This window comes from Pseudomonas sp. S2_E02 (genome assembly GCF_054668355.1).
The window spans coordinates 4,477,150-4,497,296 of sequence record NZ_CP162761.1; the positions used below are offsets into that span (position 1 = coordinate 4,477,150).

Annotated in this window: 15 protein-coding genes and 1 pseudogene; 8 read left to right on the top strand and 8 right to left on the bottom strand. The window is 59.9% G+C overall.

All coding sequences use genetic code 11. The features are described 5' to 3' along the window. Window positions 1-36: 36 nt before the first annotated feature. From AB4O01_RS20190 to AB4O01_RS20205, 4 genes and pseudogenes are all read right to left on the bottom strand, one after another. A pseudogene (locus AB4O01_RS20190) lies at window positions 37-1,184 on the bottom strand (acyltransferase family protein). Then, on the bottom strand, window positions 1,174-2,103 hold the full coding sequence (locus tag AB4O01_RS20195) for a class I SAM-dependent methyltransferase (protein ID WP_460089340.1): 930 nt from the start codon (window positions 2,101-2,103) through the stop codon (window positions 1,174-1,176). The pseudogene AB4O01_RS20190 and the gene AB4O01_RS20195 overlap by 11 nt, the downstream one beginning before the upstream one ends. Beyond that, the gene (locus tag AB4O01_RS20200; RefSeq protein WP_099757585.1) at window positions 2,100-3,404 is read right to left on the bottom strand and encodes a glycosyltransferase; all 1,305 of its coding nucleotides are present in this window, start codon (window positions 3,402-3,404) and stop codon (window positions 2,100-2,102) included. The genes AB4O01_RS20195 and AB4O01_RS20200 overlap by 4 nt, the downstream gene beginning before the upstream one ends. Continuing rightward, window positions 3,398-4,978, bottom strand: coding sequence for a glycosyltransferase family 4 protein (locus tag AB4O01_RS20205; protein ID WP_460089342.1), 1,581 nt, complete (start codon window positions 4,976-4,978; stop codon window positions 3,398-3,400). Before AB4O01_RS20205 ends, AB4O01_RS20200 begins: the two co-directional genes overlap by 7 nt. A gap of 416 nt (window positions 4,979-5,394) precedes the next feature. On the opposite strand from AB4O01_RS20205, the gene AB4O01_RS20210 reads away from it, so the two are divergent. The 8 genes from AB4O01_RS20210 to AB4O01_RS20245 are packed head-to-tail and all read left to right on the top strand — an operon-like array spanning window position 5,395 to window position 14,383. Beyond that, window positions 5,395-6,309, top strand: a complete 915-nt coding sequence (locus tag AB4O01_RS20210) for a GDP-mannose 4,6-dehydratase (RefSeq protein ID WP_460089344.1) — start codon at window positions 5,395-5,397, stop codon at window positions 6,307-6,309. Beyond that, a complete protein-coding gene (gmd, locus tag AB4O01_RS20215) occupies window positions 6,306-7,277 on the top strand; it encodes a GDP-mannose 4,6-dehydratase (RefSeq protein WP_093429566.1) in 972 nt (323 codons plus the stop codon). Before AB4O01_RS20210 ends, gmd begins: the two co-directional genes overlap by 4 nt. Before the next feature lie 3 nt (window positions 7,278-7,280). Further along, complete coding sequence (locus AB4O01_RS20220) at window positions 7,281-8,723, top strand: mannose-1-phosphate guanylyltransferase/mannose-6-phosphate isomerase (protein WP_460089345.1); 1,443 nt, start codon at window positions 7,281-7,283, stop codon at window positions 8,721-8,723. Further along, entirely contained in the window at window positions 8,724-9,521 is a 798-nt protein-coding gene (locus tag AB4O01_RS20225) for an ABC transporter permease (protein WP_099757589.1), read from the top strand. Next, window positions 9,521-10,774, top strand: a complete 1,254-nt coding sequence (locus AB4O01_RS20230; RefSeq protein ID WP_099757590.1) for an ABC transporter ATP-binding protein — start codon at window positions 9,521-9,523, stop codon at window positions 10,772-10,774. The genes AB4O01_RS20225 and AB4O01_RS20230 overlap by 1 nt, the downstream gene beginning before the upstream one ends. Further along, the gene (locus AB4O01_RS20235; protein WP_460089347.1) at window positions 10,771-12,138 is read left to right on the top strand and encodes a glycosyltransferase family 4 protein; all 1,368 of its coding nucleotides are present in this window, start codon (window positions 10,771-10,773) and stop codon (window positions 12,136-12,138) included. The genes AB4O01_RS20230 and AB4O01_RS20235 overlap by 4 nt, the downstream gene beginning before the upstream one ends. Then, window positions 12,122-13,252: a glycosyltransferase family 4 protein gene (locus tag AB4O01_RS20240; RefSeq protein ID WP_460089348.1), complete on the top strand. Its 1,131-nt coding sequence runs from the start codon at window positions 12,122-12,124 to the stop codon at window positions 13,250-13,252. The genes AB4O01_RS20235 and AB4O01_RS20240 overlap by 17 nt, the downstream gene beginning before the upstream one ends. Next, the gene (locus AB4O01_RS20245; RefSeq protein WP_460089350.1) at window positions 13,253-14,383 is read left to right on the top strand and encodes a glycosyltransferase family 4 protein; all 1,131 of its coding nucleotides are present in this window, start codon (window positions 13,253-13,255) and stop codon (window positions 14,381-14,383) included. It abuts the gene before it with no gap. Between the two features lie 118 nt (window positions 14,384-14,501). Here the strand turns inward: AB4O01_RS20245 and AB4O01_RS20250 are convergent, their stop codons facing one another. The 4 genes from AB4O01_RS20250 to glmS form a co-directional block, all read right to left on the bottom strand. Further along, window positions 14,502-16,532, bottom strand: coding sequence for a pyridoxamine 5'-phosphate oxidase family protein (locus AB4O01_RS20250; RefSeq protein ID WP_460089351.1), 2,031 nt, complete (start codon window positions 16,530-16,532; stop codon window positions 14,502-14,504). Window positions 16,533-16,577: 45 nt separating this feature from the next. Continuing rightward, on the bottom strand, window positions 16,578-17,204 hold the full coding sequence (locus tag AB4O01_RS20255; RefSeq protein ID WP_460089353.1) for a glutathione S-transferase family protein: 627 nt from the start codon (window positions 17,202-17,204) through the stop codon (window positions 16,578-16,580). Between the two features lie 105 nt (window positions 17,205-17,309). After that, window positions 17,310-18,236 (bottom strand): LysR family transcriptional regulator, encoded by a 927-nt coding sequence (locus tag AB4O01_RS20260; protein ID WP_093429557.1) that lies wholly within the window; start codon window positions 18,234-18,236, stop codon window positions 17,310-17,312. Window positions 18,237-18,312: 76 nt separating this feature from the next. After that, window positions 18,313-20,145, bottom strand: a complete 1,833-nt coding sequence (glmS, locus tag AB4O01_RS20265) for a glutamine--fructose-6-phosphate transaminase (isomerizing) (protein ID WP_460089355.1) — start codon at window positions 20,143-20,145, stop codon at window positions 18,313-18,315. Window positions 20,146-20,147: the final 2 nt, after the last annotated feature.

Sequence of the window (20,147 nt, forward strand, 5' to 3'; positions counted from 1 at the left end):
CCTGACACCTCAAGGCTGCAAGGTTACACAAATCGATCAGAACGTGGCTTCAGTAGACGCAACGGATTTTCGCGACGTCCCGAGACGTTGTATCAGTGCGGTACCGCGAAGTCGCATAGGCATTTCAATGAAGCGATAATTCAGTTCGCTGATCAATACAATCAGGCCCCCTGCAAGCAACAGGGTAACGATCGGGTGTCCCGCCGGACTCGGCAGGCCTGCACTCTGCAAACGGAAAGTGACCTCGCGTACCAGTAAATACACCGGAATGTGGATCAGGTAGATCCCGTAGGAACGGTTGCCTACCCACGCCATCACTCGCTGCAAGCGCCCGGTCGGCAACAGATAGTCTCTGTTGTACGAGGCGATCCATACCAGCACGGCGCTGAGAATGGCGATGGCACCGATGCGATAGGGCGCCATGGTAAAGCGTTCGGCGCCCAGGAAAGCCATCAGCAACCCGACAATGACCAGCACCGAAATCCCGGTCCACGGACGGCGCAGAAACGTAGGCTGCCAGCGTTGATAACCCGGTTGAACGCTCCACATTGCCAACAAAACGCCAAGGGCGAGCGCGTCGGTTCGTATGGTCATCAACAGCGTTGTCCGCACCGTGAACAGTTGCACCGCAACCAGCGCCAGCAAGACCCACACCAGGTGCTTGCGACAGAGCAGGATCAGCAACGGAAACAGCAGATAGAACTGTTCCTCCAGCGCCAGGCTCCAGTAGACGAAACTGCTGCCGTACTCGTAATGAAAAATCGCATCAGCAAAGCGGAAATTGGCGTATTGAAATACCCCCGCAAGCGTGGCCTGCACGTTGGCTTGCACCGTGCCGAACGCCCCGGAGCGGTTGAAAAAAACGCACAGCAGCAGTATCAGTGCCAGCCACAACCAGGCCGATGGCAGCAGGCGAAAGGCTCGCCGCAACCAGAAGTTACGCGTTTGCTCCCAGTACTCCTGACGATTGCTGCAACTGCGCAGCGCAGGAATCAGACTGCGGGCGATGACAAATCCGGAAATCGCAAAAAAAGATCCACCCCCCACCACAGTCCAAACCAGGCACGACTGGATTCGAGCAGCGGCACGGGGTCTCTGAACAGAGCTGGCAAGTGATGAAACAACACACCAAGCACTGCAATGGCGCGCAGCACCTCGATGTCCATGATTCGCTTACTGCCCATCCGGCTCCCCCGCATCGAGTGGTTTACGGGCAATGATCACCTGGCTCTTGGGCATGAACTGGTCGAGTACCTGTTTGATCGCAAGCCCGTCGGGCCGGTCAAGCATCTCTTCCCAGGTCCTCGCCCACCCGCCCATCAAATGCGGGAACGGTGCATGAATGCGATCGCGCACCGCACCGCCCGGATCCTTGCCGGCAGCCTTTTCGCTGGCCCAGAAAAAAATCATCCCCATCACCCAGAAGAACCCGGTGGCTTGCCGATGTTCGATGACCAATCCGACATCCTCGACCATCGCCTCGAAGCGCTCCGGGGTGAAAATCTGTACATGATTGGGAGACTGGTAATAACTCGCGGGGGCGATACCTTTCTGCAGATGCTCGCCAACCGGTGCCGGCACGCTGAGCAGATACAACGCACCGGGCCGCCCCATACGCGCCAGTTCGGCCATGAACGGCTCGGGCTCGTCGACGTGCTCCAACACCTCCATACACACCACTCGGCTCGCGCAACCGTCCGCCAGAGGCAAGGGCAAGCTGTTACTGACCAGCCCCAGACTCGGCCTGGAACTCTTGGCTTCAACCTGACGCGCCAGCTCGCTCACTTTGTCGTGCTCACTGTCGGTGAAGATCACCGATGCGCCCTGGCGTACCGCAAACAACGTCGCGGCCCCCTCGCCACAACCGACGTCGAGCAAGGTGTCGTCAGGCGTTATGGCAAAGCCCTTGAGCAATTCGCCGCTGTCATTGAGAAACCAGCCGTCCAGAACCGCATCACGCAAACCGACGTCGCGCGGCGACCAGGTGAACAAAGGTTCCGGTTCGGATTCAGGTGTCGGATCAACCACGGGTTCGTCGACGGGTTCAACGGCTTGCGGCGCTTGCGGTTCGGCTAAAAATCGCTGGAACAATCGACGTATCATGCTCCGGCAGCCTCCATGGCAAGTTCAGCGCGGCGCTCGAACAGTTGCGCAAAAAATGCCTGCAAGCGCTGTTCAGCCACAGCCTGACTGCAAAACCCTCGCAGACTCTCCACGGCTTGCGCCGACAGGTGCGCGTAACGCTGCGGATCGTTTTTGGCCACCGCGTAGCTGGCTCGGTAGGCCGCGCAAATCGACGCCCAATTGGCCGCGTAGCGCAGGGTCCGGTAGGCCGAGCGCGGATCGTGCGGCCAGGCCGTAAACTCCTCGGTCGCCTCGATCAGGAACGCGTTATCGGCGTTCAGATAATCGATCATCGCCGTCGTGCACGGCGCCACGGCCGGCTTGCCGCAAGACATGAATTCCATCAGCGGCAGGCACTGGCCTTCGCCGTAGGACGTATTGACCACGTAGCGCGTCGCCTGCACCAGCCGCTCGTAATCCGCGTCCGCCAGATAGCCATAGACCAATACGACGCGGCAGCGATAAGGCTGGTTTTTGTACAGATGATGAAGGATGTCGGTGAGTGCTTCTTCGGCATCGTGGTGAGTGAGTTTGAGCACCAGTGTCGCGTCATCAGTCTCACGGAACGTCGCGCAGAATGCGCTGATCATGTCCTCCCAGTTCTTGCGGCCATCGCGCGGGTTGAACACCGAGGTGTAGACCACGCCTTCAAGCAACAACGTCTGCTCGGTGACAGGCGCCAGGAAATCGATGCCCGGGCCACTGCGCAAATGCACCGGGCCGAAGGCATCCAGATCGACTTCGCGACTGTCGACCACCAGCCCTCTGATCGTCAGTCGTACCGAATCGACCACAGGTTGCCCCTGCAACTGAACGCCACGCGCGGCGAATCGATCCCAGACCGGGGCGGGTACGGCAACAATCGGGTAACCGACGCTCATCGCTTCGCGCACCGCATCGACCGTGTAACTGGAATGGGTGATCGCCGCACCGCAGGCGTTGAGTACCGTACGCCAGTCGTTCAACGGATCGCCGGCAAACGGCTCGTTGGGGATGGTGCTGAATTCCCAGGCGAATACCGGCAACGTCGGGCAGGCCAGATGCACCGGGGTGCGGTGCGGAGGCGAGAACGACAGAAATACACAAGGCTCGCCTCGGGACTGGCAATCTGCATACAGCGCATCGACTTCAGTGTTCGGGTCCAGGACCTCGATCACCCGCCCGAGCCGCTCCAGCACCGGTCGATACTCCTTGAGTACGAAGTAATAGCTGTACTCGGAACGCCCGAGGTTGCGGCTGATGGTGTGCTGGTTGGTTTCCGAATGGATGATGATCAGCATGAGGCGTTATCCGTAATCGGGGCAACGTTGTCGACCGGTGATGCCAGCCCGAAAAAATCGGCGACACGCTTTTGCAACGCCGGTTGCGCGCAGTAATCGTGCATGCGTTCGATCGCCTGCAGCGACATGCGCTGATACTCCTGGGGTTGTGTCTTGGCCATCCGGTAACTGTTTTCGTAGGCCTTCTTCAATGACCCCCAGTCCGGCCGATGCCGTTGTGCGCGAAACAGCATTCGCGGGTCATGGGGCCATGTGCACGCCTCTACGCTGGAGCCGACCACGAACGCCACAGACTCATCGATATAATCCTGCATCGCCGAGTGATCGGGAGCGATCACCGGTTTGCCGCACGCCATGAACTCCATCAGCGGCAAGCACAAGCCTTCGCAGTGCGAAGCGTTGACGTAAAAACTCGCCGCTTGGTACAGCCGCGCGTATTCAGCATCATCCAGATAGCCCTGAATCATCACGACACGGCAGGAGAACGGCGCCAGTTGCGCCAGCGGTGTCATCAGGTGCGCGTACACCGCCGCCAGATCACTCTGGGTAAATTTCATCACCAGTGTGGCGTCGGGGGTGTCGCGAAATGCCGCGCAAAAAGCAGTCAGGATCTGTAGCCAGTTCTTGCGCCCGTCCTCGGGGCGGAACACCGTCACATAGATCACGCCGTCCACGCGGGTTTGAACCGCTAATGAACTGTCCGGCATATCCCGGGGCGGCGGTTGGACTGCTACCGGTAAAGGCTGTGGGCCTGCGATGTTTGGCAGACGTTTGCCGAGCCAGTCATGCAAAGTCTCTGGAACCAGATCGCGAATCCCTTCCCAGTACCAGTTCTGCAGAAACCTCACGCGTGGCACTGGCGGTTTCTGCTCGTGGCCCAGATTCAGCAACCACAACCGCAGGAAATGCCGGGCAATGACAAAGCGCCGCTTCAAGGTCAGCGGTGGTGGACGCAAGGCCTCCAGCTGTGCCTCGATTTCGGCCAGCTCTTCGGGGGGCAGCGGCTCGGGCAGCAGATTATCCGGATGCAGGTTCATCTGGCGAGAATCAAAGATGCAACCTTTGACCGTCAATGTCGTACCCGCATTGACCGGCGCGCTGACGTGTTGCTCACGAATCGCTGCAAAGTGCTCCCACAGCGGGGCTGGCAAGACCAACACCGGAAAGTCTTCGCCCATGGTGCGCTGGATCGCTCGGGCGGTGTAGCTGGACAGTGTGATCACGCGGCCATGTTTGGCCAGCATGCGCGTCCAGTCCTGGCGTGGATCGTTGCCCCACTGCTCGTTGGGGATGGAGTCGTACTCCCACGTCACAACACAAACGGTCGGGCATTGGAGATCGGTCAGGGTTTTCTGCGGCCGGGTGAACGAGAGGAAAACACTCTCCTGGCCAGCGGCGAGCAACTGTCGGTAGAGCGGATCTACCTCTGTCACAGCACTGACCACGTGCACTCGCCCGAGCGTTTCGAGCAACGGCACATAGGCCTTCAGCACAAAGTAGTGACTGGCATCGGGATGCCCAAGATTCTGGCTGATTGAACTGTCGTTGATGTCCGAATAAAGAATGAAATTCATGGCATTCCACAATGAAACTGCCATCCCGGCAGCCTCACACTATGACGGCAAAGCGTTGGATCGGATCAATATCCGTCCTCCGTCTTCGGTCCCGTCTTGTTCTTGTTTTAGTGGTCAGTTTCACCTTTTTTCACGACGATGCCGACGAGCCCGGCCAATCGTGACAAGGCGCATTCTAAACACATCCGCGAAGGGTTCGTGAACCGCCCGGCGAGAATAAACCGGACTACGCTAACGAGAACTGACCGGTCACGGTTTGGCCTGTTGAAATTGCCGAGCATTTGGCACAGATTGGCAACAAACAACTACAACAACTGACTTCGCCTTTCTTAAAAGCAGTTTTTCTACTGTTCTGACAGACCTTCCTTCAAAGCCTGTGGGAAAGTGGCGCAAGTTCAAGACCAAGGGGTCGCTGTTTGAAAAAGCGTCTGTTCGTCACGGGTCTCAGTGGATTCGTGGGACACCATATTCAGTCGCGTCTGGCATTGCCGGATTCGTCGTGGGAGCTGCTGCCTGCCGCTTTGCCTTACGACCTCACCGATGCGAGCAGCCTCACCGATCTGTGGCCGCAGCTGCCTGATGCAGTCATTCATCTGGCCGGGCAGACTTTCGTCCCCGAAGCTTTCCGCGATCCGGCACGCACACTCGAGATCAATCTGCTCGGTACGCTCAATCTGCTGCAAGCCCTCAAGACACGCGGCTTTGCCGGCACTTTCCTGTATGTCAGCTCCGGTGACGTTTACGGCCAGGTTGGCGAAAGCGATCTGCCCATCACCGAACAACAGGCGCCCTGCCCGCGCAATCCTTACGCAGTGAGCAAGCTCTCGGCCGAATTTCTCAGCCTCCAATGGGGCCTGAGTGAAGGCTGGCCGGTGTTGGTGGCGCGTCCGTTCAACCACATCGGCAGCGGCCAGAAAGACAGCTTTGTCATCGCCAGTGCCGCCCGCCAGATAAGTCGCATCAAACAGGGCCGTCAAGCACCGCAACTTGAAGTCGGCGATATCGACGTGACGCGAGATTTTCTTGATGTCGGCGATGTGATCTCGGCCTATCTCGCGCTGCTGGAAAAAGGCACACCCGGCCAGGTCTACAACATCTGCTCGGGTCGTGAGCAAAGCATCCGCAGCCTGATCGAGCAACTCGGCGACCTGGCCGAAGTGGAGATGCAACTGGTGCAAGACCCCGCGCGCATACGCCGCGCCGATCAGCGTCGCGTTTGCGGCAGCCACGCAAAACTGGCCAAAGCCACCGGATGGTCGCCAGCCATCACCACACAACAATCCCTGCGGACGGTCCTGTCCGACTGGGAGACGCGAGTACGACAAGAATGACAAAAAGTGCACTCATCACAGGGATCACCGGCCAGGACGGCGCGTATCTGGCCAAGTTGCTGCTCGACAAGGGCTACAAGGTTCACGGCCTCGTTGCACGACGCAGCAGCGACTCGCGCTGGCGTCTGCGCGAAATGGGCGTCGAAGCCGACATCGTCTATTTGGACGGTGACATGGCCGATGCCTGTTCGGTACAGCGAGCAGTCATTCAATCAGCGCCGGACGAGGTCTATAACCTCGCCGCGCAGAGCTTTGTCGCCGCGTCGTGGAGTCAACCGGTGACCACCGGCATCGTCGATGGCCTAGGCGTTACCCACCTGCTCGAAGCGATCCGCCAGTTCAGCCCGCACACCCGGTTCTATCAAGCCTCGACCAGCGAAATGTTCGGTCTGATCCAGGCCGAGCAACAGGATGAAAACACGCCGTTCTATCCGCGCAGCCCTTACGGAGTGGCCAAACTCTACGGTCACTGGATCACCGTCAACTACCGCGAAAGTTTCAACCTGCACGCCAACAGCGGCATCCTCTTCAACCACGAATCGCCGCTGCGCGGCATCGAGTTCGTCACACGCAAGGTCACCGATGCCGCCGCACGCATCAAGCAAGGCAAACAGCAGGAGCTGGCCCTGGGCAACATCGATGCGAAACGCGATTGGGGGTTTGCCGGTGATTACGTCGAAGCCATGTGGCTGATGCTGCAACAGGACAAACCTGACGACTTCGTGGTGGCCACCGGTGTCACCACCACCGTGCGGGAAATGTGCCGCATCGCCTTCGATCACGTCGGCCTCAACTACCGCGATTACGTGAAGATCGACCCGGCGTTCTTCCGCCCCGCCGAAGTTGAAGTGCTGCTCGGCAATCCGGCCAAGGCTCAGCGCGTGCTGGGCTGGAAGCCGAAAACAGACCTGGATACCTTGATCCGCATGATGATGGATGCGGACATGAAACGCGTCGCCAAGGAGTAGGCCATGCTGATTCCCGTGATTTTGTCCGGCGGTGCCGGCACCCGTTTGTGGCCGGTGTCCCGCGAGGGCCATCCGAAACCGTTCATGAATTTGCCCGACGGCCAGTCGCTGTTGGGCAAGACCTACCGGCGTGCGGCAGCGTTGCTCGACGGCTGGGGCGATATTGTCACGGTGACCAACCGCGAGTACTACTTCCAGAGCAAGGATCACTATTGCGCCGCCCATGTCTCGCGTCATCGCGGGCATTTCCTGCTGGAGCCGACCGGGCGCAACACCGCGCCGGCCATTGCTGCTGCCGCGTTGTCGCTGCAAGCACTGCACGGTGACGACGCGATCATGGTGGTGATGCCCGCCGATCATTTGATCGTCAATCAGGACGCGCTGAAGACGGCTGTCGAGCACGCGGTCAATCTGGCCAAAGACGGTTATCTGGTGACCTTCGGTGTGACGCCGACCGCCCCGGAAACCGGCTTCGGCTACATCGAAACCGGTGCCCCGCTGGATGCCAAAGGCGCGGCGAAAGTGCAGCGTTTCGTCGAGAAACCCGACCTGCAAACCGCGACCCATTACCTGGAAAGCGGCAACTTCCTGTGGAACTCGGGAATGTTCTGCTTCACCACTGCCAGCGTGATTGCCGAACTGCAATTACATGCGCCTGAACTGCTGGAGCAGACCCGCGTCTGTATGGCCGCCAGTGCGCCGATCGAAACCGTCGGCTGCCTGCAACAGGAGCTTTCACCGGCGCTGTTTGCTGAAATCACCGACATTTCCATCGATTACGCACTGATGGAGCGCTCGGAAAAAGTGGTGGTCGTGCCCGCCGGTTTCGACTGGAGCGACATCGGTTCGTGGGGCGCCGTCGCGGCCCTGGTACCGGCCGACGCCGACAACAACCGCGCCAGCGGTGAAGCGATCTTTATCGACAGCCATAACAACTTTGTCCAGAGCGATGGCCGGCTGGTAGCAACAGTGGGTGTGGATAACCTGATCGTGGTCGATACTGCTGACGCCGTGCTGGTAGCCCACGCCGACCGTGCGCAGGATGTGCGCCGCGTGGCCAAGCAACTCAAGGACAAATCCCACGAAGCCTATCGCCTGCATCGCACCGTCAGCCGTCCGTGGGGCACCTACACCGTGCTCGAGGAAGGCCCGCGATTCAAGATCAAACGCATCGTGGTCAAGCCTGGCGGCAAGTTGTCGCTGCAAATGCACCATCACCGCAATGAACACTGGGTAGTGGTCGAAGGCATGGCCAAGGTCACCAACAATGGCAGCGGTACGACGCTGGTAGCCAAGAACGAATCGACCTTCATCGCCGCCGGCCACAAGCATCGCCTGGAAAACCCCGGGGTGATCGATCTGGTGATCATCGAGGTGCAAAGCGGTGAATACCTGGGAGAGGACGATATCGTCCGCTTCGAAGACCAGTACGGCAGGACGGTTTAGATGCTGCTTTCCCTGTTCCGCTCGCTGCATGAATACCGGGGTTTCATCCTCGGCAGCGTACAACGAGAGTTTCAAGCGCGTTATCGCAATTCGCTGTTCGGCGCCCTGTGGCCGATCTTCAATCCACTGTCGATGATCATCGTGTACACCGTGATCTTTTCTCACATCATGCGCGCCCGCTTGCCCGGTGTGGATGACGGCATGGCCTACAGCATTTACCTGTGCGCCGGCCTGCTGACGTGGGGGCTGTTTTCGGAAATCACCCTGCGCAGCCAGAACATGTTTCTGGACAACGCCAACCTGCTGAAGAAAATAAGTTTCCCGAGGGTCTGCCTGCCGGTGATCGTGTTGATCAATGCCGGGATAAATTTCGCCATCATCATCGGCTTGTTTCTCGGTTTCCTGCTCGTCACCGGACGCTGGCCGGGCATGGCCCTGATGGCGCTGGTGCCGCTGGTGGCCCTGCAAATGATGCTCTGCGCCGGACTCGGTATGGTGCTGGGCGTACTCAATGTGTTCTTCCGTGATGTCGGGCAGCTCTTCGGTATCTGTCTGCAATTCTGGTTCTGGCTGACGCCGATCGTCTATCCCATCTCCATCTTGCCGGAGTGGTTGCAGAGCCTGCTGCAATACAACCCGCTGACCAACCTGATCGCCAGTTACCAGAATCTGTTCCTCTACGGCCAATGGCCACTCTGGAGCTCACTGCTGCCGACATTCGTGATCGGCGCAGTGTTCTGCGCCATCGGCCTGCGCCTGTTCCGTCAACGGGTTGGTGAAATGGTGGATGAACTCTGATGGGACATATCCGTGTCACCGGGCTGGGCAAAGCCTATAAGCAATACCCCAGCCGCTGGAGTCGCCTAGCTGAATGGCTGATTCCTTTTTCAGCACTGCGTCACCGCCAGCATTGGGTACTCAAGGACCTGACATTCGAGATCCCGGCCGGCCAGGCCGTGGGCATCGTCGGGGCCAATGGCGCGGGCAAGAGTACGCTCCTGAAGATGATTACCGGCACCAGCCGACAGACTTGCGGCACCATTGAGCTATCGGGTCGGGTCGCCGCATTGCTGGAACTGGGCATGGGCTTTCACCCGGACTTCACTGGCCGGCAAAACGCCGTGATGGCCGGGCAACTGCTCGGTATGCAACTGGAGGAAATCAATGCATTGATGCCGCAGATCGAGCGCTTTGCTGAAATCGGCGAGGCGATTGATCATCCGGTGCGCACCTACTCCAGTGGCATGCAGATGCGGCTGGCATTCAGCGTCGCCACCGCGCGCCGCCCCGATATTCTGATCGTCGACGAAGCGTTGTCCGTGGGCGATGCCTATTTCCAGCATAAAAGCTTCGAACGCATCCGCGGCTTCCGCGCGGCCGGCACCACCCTGCTGATCGTGTCCCATGACCGTTCGGCGATTCAATCGATCTGCGATTCGGCGATACTGCTAGAGGGTGGCCGCATGGCCATGCACGACACGCCCGAAACGGTGATGGATTACTACAACGCCTTGCTCGCTGAACGTGAAGGCCAGACCGTACGTCAGGAAATACTCAGCGACGGCCAGGTGCAAACGGTGTCGGGCACTGGCGAAGCCGGCATTCTGCGGGTGCGCCTGCTGGACGAGTCCGAACGCTCGATCGAAGCCGCCGAAGTCGGTCAGCCAGTGGTACTGGCGGTTGACGTCGAAGTGCGTCAGGACATCGAACGGCTGGTATTGGGGTTCATGATCAAGGATCGCCTCGGCCAGCCCATGTACGGCATCAACACTCATCGCCAGCATCAGGCACTGGAAAACCTGCGGGCCGGCGAGCGCATCAGCTATCGCTTTGCGTTTGTCATGGGGCTGGGCAAAGGCAACTACTCCGTGGCCCTGAGCCTGTCGCGGCTGGACTCGCACCTGGATCGAAATTACGAGTGGCGTGATCTCGGTCTGGTGTTTCATGTCATCAACAATCGACGAGAAGATTTCGTCGGTTGCGCATGGCTCAACGCGCAGACCACGATCAGCCGTGACACCGAAGTCAGCCATGTCGAGCGCACACCATGACCCGCTTGCTGGTGGAGTGCACCCATGTATTCAAAAACCCGACGGTCAACTCGGGGATTCAGCGTGTGGTGCGCAACGTCATCAAGCAACTGCCTGCCAGCGCCGCAGGCGTCGAGTGCATGCCAGTGGTGGTGCTCAATGGCGAACTTTATCGCGTCCTGCAATTGGCAGCGTGCGATACGCCTTTTTTCAACGCGCTGGAAACCTTCGGTGGACGCCTGGAGCGCCTCGCCCATCGCGTCTGGCAATGGCACCAGCGGCGTGACGCCCAATGCACCTCGAAGCTGGCGCGACGAATTTTGTATGTCGGATACCGGCTCACCATCTTCGGCGCATTCGGCCTGCCGATCCGCCTGATCCGAAGAATCAACCGCAGGCAATTGCTCAAGCGTTGTTCACCACTGCAACATCAGCCGGGCGATCAATTGATGCTGCTGGATTCATCCTGGCACTCGGATTTTTTTGCCCACGTCGAGCGACTGAAACGCGACGGCGTCGGCATGATTGCGGTGATCTACGACCTGATCCCGCTGACTCACCCACAGTTTTACGATACGCGTCTGGTCGAGGTCTTCAGCGAATGGTTCGACTGGATCACCCGCACAGCGGATGGCTACATGGCGATTTCCGCCACGGTGCGCGATCAAGTGCATGAAGAGATGCAGCGCAGAATCGGTGCCGAGCAGTCCAATAAGCGCTGGTTCGATTTCTTTCACTTGGGTTCCGAACTGGATCTGCACAACGACCAAGCCACGGTTGATCCACGCCTAAGACAATTGTTCACGACAACAGACCCGGTTTACCTGATGGTCAGCACCATCGAGCCGCGCAAGAATCATGCGTATCTGCTCGATGCCTTCGAGCGCGCCTGGGCCACAGGCTCGACGGCCCGGCTGTGCATCGCCGGGCGGGTCGGCTGGAAATGCGACACCCTCCTCGCCCGGGTGCGCAATCATCCCGAGCTGAACCAGCGTCTTTTCATGTTCAACGACCTCAGTGACACCAGCCTTGAACACGCCTACGCCCACGCCAGTGCGCTGGTGTTTCCCTCGTTCGTCGAAGGCTTTGGTCTGCCCCTGGTGGAAGCCATGCAGCGTGGCTTGCCGGCGATGGGCAGTGATATCGCGGTGTTCCGTGAAATCGGCGGCGGGTTCATGGCGTACTTTGATCTGCAGGATCCGCAAAGCCTTGCCGACCTGATCAACCAATTCCAGCGCAGCGGCCAGTTCCCCGCTGCACGCGATGTCGCGGACTGGCAGTGGATCGGCTGGCGCGAAGCCAGTCTGCAACTGGCCGAACGCAGCGTGCGTAACGTTCTGCAAGCGCCGGCGGCGCCAGCGAGGCTGCATGCGCATTGCCCTTAACGCACGAATTCTCCAGGCGCCACGTACCGGCATCGGCCACTACGTCGCCGAACTGGTCAACGCCTTGCGCAGCGAGCCTGATATGGATGTGACGTTATTCCATGGCTGGGGCTGGAGTTCGGCGCTGCCGGAAGCGGCCATGCCCGGTTACTCGCGTCTGACGCCCCTGCTGCGGCAAATCCCCGGTGCCTATCAGGCGCGCCGCTGGCTGGAGCAGAAACGCTTCGATCAGGGGCGCGCGCAAGGTATCGACCTCTATCACGAGCCAAGTCTGTGGCCGCTGGCCTTCGACGGCCCGACCGTAATCACCCTGCACGACCTGACACACCTGCATTTCCCCGAGACCCAGCCCCCGGCACGGCTCAAGGAAATCGAGCGTCGCTTGGCTCAGGGTGTGCAACAGGCGCAGGTGATTCTCACCGACTCGCAAGCCATTGCTGAGGAAGCTCAAGCTTATTTCGGCCTGCCTGCCGAGCGTTTTGTGGTGGCGCCACTGGGCGTCGCCGAGCGCTTTCATCCACGCGAGGCGAGCACCATTGACGCGGTGCTCAAGGCGCACGCGGTCGAGGCGCGGGAATATTTCCTGAGTGTGGGCACGCTGGAGCCGCGCAAGAATCTTGGCCTGGCCCTACGTGCCCATGCCCTGTTGCCGGAGGCTGTGCGCCAGCGCTTTCCGCTGTTGATCGTCGGTATGGCCGGGTGGGAGCGCGAACAGTTCAGCGACCCCTTGCGTCAGGCACTGGCCAGCGGGCACGTGTGCCTGCTCGGTTATCTGCCCGATGAACAGGTGGCGCAACTGCTGGCCGGCGCCCGGGCGCTGATTTTTCCATCACTGTATGAAGGTTTTGGTCTGCCGGTATTGGAGGCCATGGCCAGCGGCACACCGGTGGTGCTCACGCGTTCTTCAGCGATGCCGGAAGTCGCGGGCGCGGCGGGCAACTATATTGAAGCTGACGATGCAGAAGGCCTGCGTGACGCGCTGAGCCGACTGATCGACGATCAAGCGCATTGGCAGGCATGCCAAGAAGCCGGGTTGCAGCAGTCGCAGCTTTTTTCCTGGGAGCGTTGTGCACAGGCCACGGCCGGTGCCTACCGCCAGGCCATGGGAGGTTGAATGCGGGTTCTTCATTTTTTCAAGACATACCTGCCTGACTCGGTCGGCGGCATTGAGCAAGTGATCTTCCAACTGTGCGAGAGCGGCGCCCAACACGGCATCGACGGCCAGGTGCTGACGCTCAGCGCCGACCCCAATCCACCTGTGGTGCAACTCGGTCAGCACGAAGTGCACCGCGCCAAACTGGATATTCAATTCGCCTCCACCGGTTTTTCCTGGAGCGTGTTCAAACAGTTTCGCGAAATGGCGGCCGAGGCCGATGTAGTCAACTACCACTTCCCGTGGCCGTTCATGGACCTGGTGCATTTCGCCAGCGCGACGAATAAACCGAGCGTGGTGACGTACCACTCGGACATCATTCGCCAAAAGCACCTGCTCAAACTCTATCGCCCGTTGATGAATCGCTTCCTCGCCAGCGCCGACCGCATCGTTGCCGCTTCACCGAACTACCTGCACACCAGCGATGTGCTGCAGCAGTTCCAGGACAAGACCCGAGTGATTCCCTACGGTTTGAACAAGGCCGGTTATCCACAGCCTGATGCCGAACGAATGAATCGCTGGCGCCAGCAGGTTGGGGACAAGTTTTTTCTGTTTGTCGGCGTGATGCGTTACTACAAAGGCCTGCACATCCTGCTTGAGGCCCTGAAAGACGTGGACTATCCCGTGGTCATTGTCGGCGCCGGGCCTCTGGAACTGGAACTGCACGCTCAGGCTCGGGCGCTGGGCCTGCGCAACATTCATTTCCTCGGGCGCCTGGGTGACGAAGACAAAGTCGCACTGCTGCAACTGAGCTACGCCATCGTCTTCCCTTCGCACCTGCGCTCGGAAGCGTTCGGCATTTCTTTGCTGGAAGGCGCGATGTACGGCAAGCCGATGATCTCCAGCGAGATCGGCACTGGCACCAGCTACATCAATATTCACAACGAAACCGGGCTGGTGGTGCCTCCGAGTCATCCACAGGCGTTTCGCGAGGCGATGCGCACACTGTGGGAAGACCCGGTGCGTGCCGCCGCGATGGGGGTGAAAGCCGAAGCGCGTTACCGGCAGTTATTCACAGCCGATGACATGGGCCGCAAGTGGACAGAGCTGTATCAGGAATTGCTGGAAGAGAAATCCCTGTCTTACGCTTAATGCTATTCAACACAGATTCATTGTAGGAGTGAGCCTGCTCGCGATAGCGGTCTGTCAGCAACAATGATGTTGATAGACCCGACGCGATCGCGAGCAGGCTCACTCCTACAGGGTCAGGTTACAGATCCAGTACCAGCGGCTGCGTGCTTTGCGCCGGGACCGCGCAGCAAATCAGCACATGCCCCGCTTCCGGAATATCCGCCGGCACCTGTGGATAATTCACCGCACCACTGACCAGCCGGGTCTTGCAGGTACCGCACGACCCACCACGGCAACTGAACTCCGGGCGTAGTCCGCGACTTTCTGCCAGTTCCAGCAAACTGCCGCCATCGGGTTGCCAACGTGCCTCTTTCGCCGAGCGCTCAAACACCACCGGCACCGAAGTGGTCGCTGCGGGCGGTTGCTCGATCACGATCGCATCCGGATCGGCCTGACGTTTCAGGGTCGACGGGCCAAAGGTTTCCGCGTGAATCTGCGCGTCGCGCACATCCAGTTCGCGCAGGGTGTCGTACAACCCTTGGGTAAAACCACCAGGGCCGCAGAGCACAAAGTCGAGCTGATCGAAATCCTCGGCCTCCAGCAGGTTCCTCAGCACCGCGCCGTCGATGCGCCCATGCACATCGAAATCCTCACCCTCTTGCAGATCGGCTTCCGGCTGGCTGAGCAGACGCAGCACTCGTACAGAATCGCCTGCGGTTTCGAGCAAACGATCCAGCTCCTTTCGAAATGGCTGATCCGCCAGACTGCGCGAACTCTGCAGCAACAACGTCGGACGAATCCCCCGCGTGCGCAAGCCCTGGTACACAACCTCGCGCAGCATCGACAGCAACGGCGTGATGCCGACCCCGGCAGCCAGCAGCACCAACGGTCGCTGTTCCAGCGGCGCCACGGTGAAATGTCCCTGCGGCGCCCGCGCCTCGAGCACATCACCAACGCGAATCTGCTCATGCAGGTGCGAGGAAATCAGCCCTTCGCGCTTCACGCTGATCCGGTAGAAACCATCCGATGGCGCACTCGAAAGACTGTAGGTGCGGATATGCACCTCACCGTCGAGGGTAAAACGCAGCGGCAGATGCTGGCCGGCGAGAAACACCGGCAAACCGGCGCCGTCGGTCGGCTCCAGATAGATCGAGCGGATGTGGCGGCTCTCCGCTTCGATCTTCGCCACGCGCAGCGGCCGCCATTGATTACCCAGTGCCTGCGCCTGCAAACGGGCGTCGGCTTCGGCCCAATTACCGGTCAGCAGGCTGGTCGGCGACATGCCTTCGAAGCGCCAGCGCAACGCCAGAGCTGCCGGACGCCGCACCAGTTTTTCCACCTCAAATGTCCACAGCCGTTCCGCACCTTGAAAGGCCTCGATCTGCGGGTCATCGAGAAGGATCTCGGTACGCCCGCTGAGTTGCAGCAGATCACCTGTGGAAAAGTCGATGAACAGCAAGCCGGCCTTGGGATTGAGCAGCAGATTGCCGAGGGTGTTGAAATGCAGGTTGCCGGCAAAGTCAGGGATGGTCAGACGATTGCCTTCCACCCGTACGAAACCGGCCTGGCCACCCCGGTGAGAAACATCCACCGCACGCTGGCCGTCGACATCGACATAACTGGCGACAAAAAACGTATCAGCGCCAGCGATCAGCGCTATGGCTGCATCATCGAGGCCGCTCAGATGCTCAGCCGGGCGTGTCTGCGGATCTGTCAGCGGCACCCGCTGAAACTGCCGCAGTTGAATGTACTGCGGGCAGTTGCCGAAGGCCTGATCCACGCTGACGTCAAAACCATCAGCGCTTAGATTGCCGACATGGCCGTTGAGCCGATTGCGCCGGCGGGTGTGCAATTCGATGCCGAGCAAACCGATCGGCTCGCCATTGCGCAGTTGCGCCGGGTCATCGGCAGCAGGCTGGCTGGCGAAATGCAAATGCTCGGGATCCGGCGACCGGGCAAACCCCGGCGCACCTTCGAGCACACTGGCCCACGGCATCCCCTGCGCATCGACTGCGCCGTACAGCATGAAGGGCAGTTGCTGATAGAACTCACGGTGCTGATCCGGCATCCAGGTGCGAATCACCTTACGCCCGAATGCTTCCATACGATCGGCAACGCCGACATGGGCCTGCAATTGCTGTTCGCCAGCGTGCCACGGTGAACGTTCCATCACGACCTCTCCCCTGCACCGTCGGCGCAGTGTCGATTGCGAAAATCAGGCAATGGTTTGCAGACCGGCAACCGTACGCGGCATGCCGACGAAACCAGGCAAGGCTTCAACCCGCGCCAGCCAGGCGCGGACGTTGCCGTAGTCGTCCAGCGACACGTTGCCTTCCGGTGCGTGGGCGATGTAACTGTAGGCAGAAACGTCGGCAATGGTCGGTTCGTCGCCGGTCAGGTACGCAGTTTTGCCCAACTCGATGTCCATCACCTTGAGCAGGTTGTGCGCCCGAGTGATTGCCTCGTCCGCATTCAGTTGTGCGCCAAACACCGTGACCAGTCGCGCTGCAGCAGGCCCGAAAGCGATAGGTCCGGCTGCGGCCGACAACCAGCGCTGCACACGTGCGGCGCCGACAGGATCCGTTGGCAACCAACGGCCGTTGCCGTATTTCTGCGCCAGGTACACCAGAATCGCGTTGGAGTCGGCCAGCACCACGCCGCCGTCATCAATCGCCGGTACTTGGCCAAAACTGTTGATCGCCAGATACGCCGGCTGCTTGTGCTCACCCTTGGCCAGATCGACGAAAACCAGCTCGGTCGGCAGTTGCAGCAGGGACAACATCAGCTCGACACGGTGGGCGTGGCCGGAACGTGGAAAGTTGTAGAGTTTGATCGCTTGCATGGTCGACTCCGCTGAACAGGGGCGCCACTGCGGGAATGAGAGCGCCGATGGAGGCCATCTTGCGCTGATCGCAAAAACAACAGAATAACCAGTAACTGCAATCGATTATTTCATTGGGTGCAATAACGCAGCGCCTTTCAAAGCAGGATGTTCGCGCAAAGCGTTGGCGGTGAAATCGACAAAACTGCGAATCCGCGCCGGCGCCTTGCGCCCGCCCTGATAAACCACATGGATCGGCAATGTCGGCAGTTCAAATTCAGCGAGGACGATTTCCAGCTCACCGGTCGCGATTTTGCTGGCAACTTGATAAGACAGCACCCGAGTCAAGCCCAGCCCCATGCAGGCTGCGGTAATCGCTGCCTGATTGGCGGTCACGATCAGACGCGGCTCAGGACGCACGCTAAGCGGTTCGCCCGCGTCGAGAAACGGCCAACTGCGTTGCTGGCCAATCGCTGAAGTCGCCACCACTGGCGCGCCCGCCAACGCGTGGGGATGAGCCGGTCGGCCATATTTGGCAAAGTAGTCCGGCGAGCCGCAAATGACCCTACGCACCTCACCCACGCGAACAGCATGCTGACTGCTGTCCGGCAGATCACCGATACGCACCGCCACATCGATGCCCTCCTCGACCATGTTGACGATCCGATCGACCAGTACCGCATTGATCGTGACATCCGGATACTGCGCCAGATAACGCGCCATCAGCGGCGTCACAAACAAATCACCGAACAACACCGGCGCTGTGACCGTCAGTTGCCCACGCGGCTCGGCATGACTGCCCGCTGCCGAATCCTCGGCTTCCTGCACCTCAGCGAGAATCCTCCGGCAATCCTCCAGATAACGCTGCCCGGCTTCGCTCAAATGCACACTGCGCGTAGTACGAATCAGCAACTGCGTGCCGATGCGCAACTCCAGCGCCGCCACCGCACGCGTGACGCTGGCCGCTGACAAACCCAGACGCCGCGCGGCAGAGGAGAAGCCTTGCTCCTGAGCGACGGTGGTGAAGATGTGCATTTCCTGGAAGCGATCCATGGTGCCTCTCGAGTCAGATACAAAAATCGCAGCCGAAGCTGCGATTTTTTTTGTGCGTAGGTCAGCTGTGGATAACTTATTCCACCGTCACCGACTTCGCCAGGTTACGCGGCTGATCGACGTCCGTGCCCTTGAGCACCGCCACGTAGTACGACAGCAACTGCAGCGGAACCGTGTAAAGGATCGGTGAGAGGATGTCGTGGATGTGCGGCATCTGCACCACGTGGGTGCCTTCGCCGTTGGTCATCCCGGCTTTTTCATCGGCGAACACGATCAGTTCACCGCCACGGGCGCGGACTTCCTGCAGGTTGGATTTAAGCTTTTCCAGCAGTTCGTTGTTCGGCGCCACAGTGACCACCGGCATATCGTTATCCACAAGCGCCAGCGGGCCGTGTTTCAGCTCGCCGGCCGGGTAGGCTTCGGCGTGGATGTAGGAGATTTCCTTGAGTTTCAAGGCGCCTTCCATTGCTACCGGGAATTGCGCACCACGACCGAGAAATAGCGTGTGGTTCTTCTCGGCGAACAGCTCGGCGATTTTTTCCACGGTGCTGTCCATGGCCAATGCTTCACCGAGACGGGTTGGCAGACGACGCAGTTCCTCGACCAGATGCGCTTCAACGCCCTCGGCTAACGTGCCGCGTACTTGACCCAGCGACAGAGTCAGCAGCAACAGGCCGACTAATTGCGTGGTGAAGGCTTTGGTCGAGGCGACGCCGATTTCGCGCCCGGCCTGGGTCAGCAGGGTCAGGTCGGATTCGCGCACCAGTGAGCTGATGCCGACGTTGCAGATCGCCAGGCTGGCGAGGAAGCCCAGTTCCTTGGCATTGCGCAGCGCCGCCAGGGTGTCGGCGGTTTCGCCGGACTGCGAGATGGTCACGAACAGCGTGTCCGGCTGCACCACGACTTTGCGGTAACGGAATTCACTGGCCACTTCGACCTGGCACGGGATACCGGCCAGTTCTTCGAGCCAGTAACGCGCGACCATACCAGCGTGATAACTGGTACCACAGGCGACGATCTGCACGTTGCGCACTTTGGCGAACAGCTCGGCCGCTTGTGGGCCGAATGCTTGCACCAGCACCTGATCATTGCTCAGGCGACCTTCGAGGGTGCGTTGTACAACGGCCGGTTGCTCGTGGATTTCCTTGAGCATGTAGTGGCGATATTCGCCCTTGTCGGCGGCTTCGGCACCGTCGCTGTACTGCACGGTCTGGCGCTCGACGGCATTGCCGTTGACGTCCCAGATCTGCACGTTATCGCGGCGAATTTCGGCGATATCGCCTTCTTCCAGGTACATGAAGCGGTCGGTGACCTGGCGCAGCGCCAACTGGTCAGACGCGAGGAAGTTCTCGCCCAGACCCAGACCAATCACCAATGGACTGCCACTGCGCGCGGCGACCAGACGATCCGGCTGCTTGGCATTGATCACGGCCAGGCCGTATGCACCGTGCAGTTCCTTGACCGTCGCTTTAAGCGCAACGCTCAGGTCTGGCTGGTCCTTGAGCTTGTGGTTGAGCAGGTGGGCAATGACTTCGGTGTCGGTGTCCGAAGTAAACACGTAACCCAGCGCTTTCAGTTGTTCACGCAGGGCTTCGTGGTTTTCGATGATGCCGTTGTGCACCACCGCGATGTCGCCGGAGAAATGCGGGTGCGCGTTACGCTCGCAAGGAGCGCCGTGGGTGGCCCAACGGGTGTGAGCAATGCCGAGACGGCCCACCAGTGGGTGTTCGGCCAGCGCCGCTTCGAGTTCACTGACCTTGCCCGGGCGACGCATGCGCTCGAGGGTTTCGTCGTTGGTGAAGACCGCGACACCGGCGCTGTCATAGCCACGGTATTCAAGGCGCTTGAGGCCTTCGAGCAGGATGGCGGTGATATTACGTTCAGCAACTGCGCCGACAATTCCACACATGC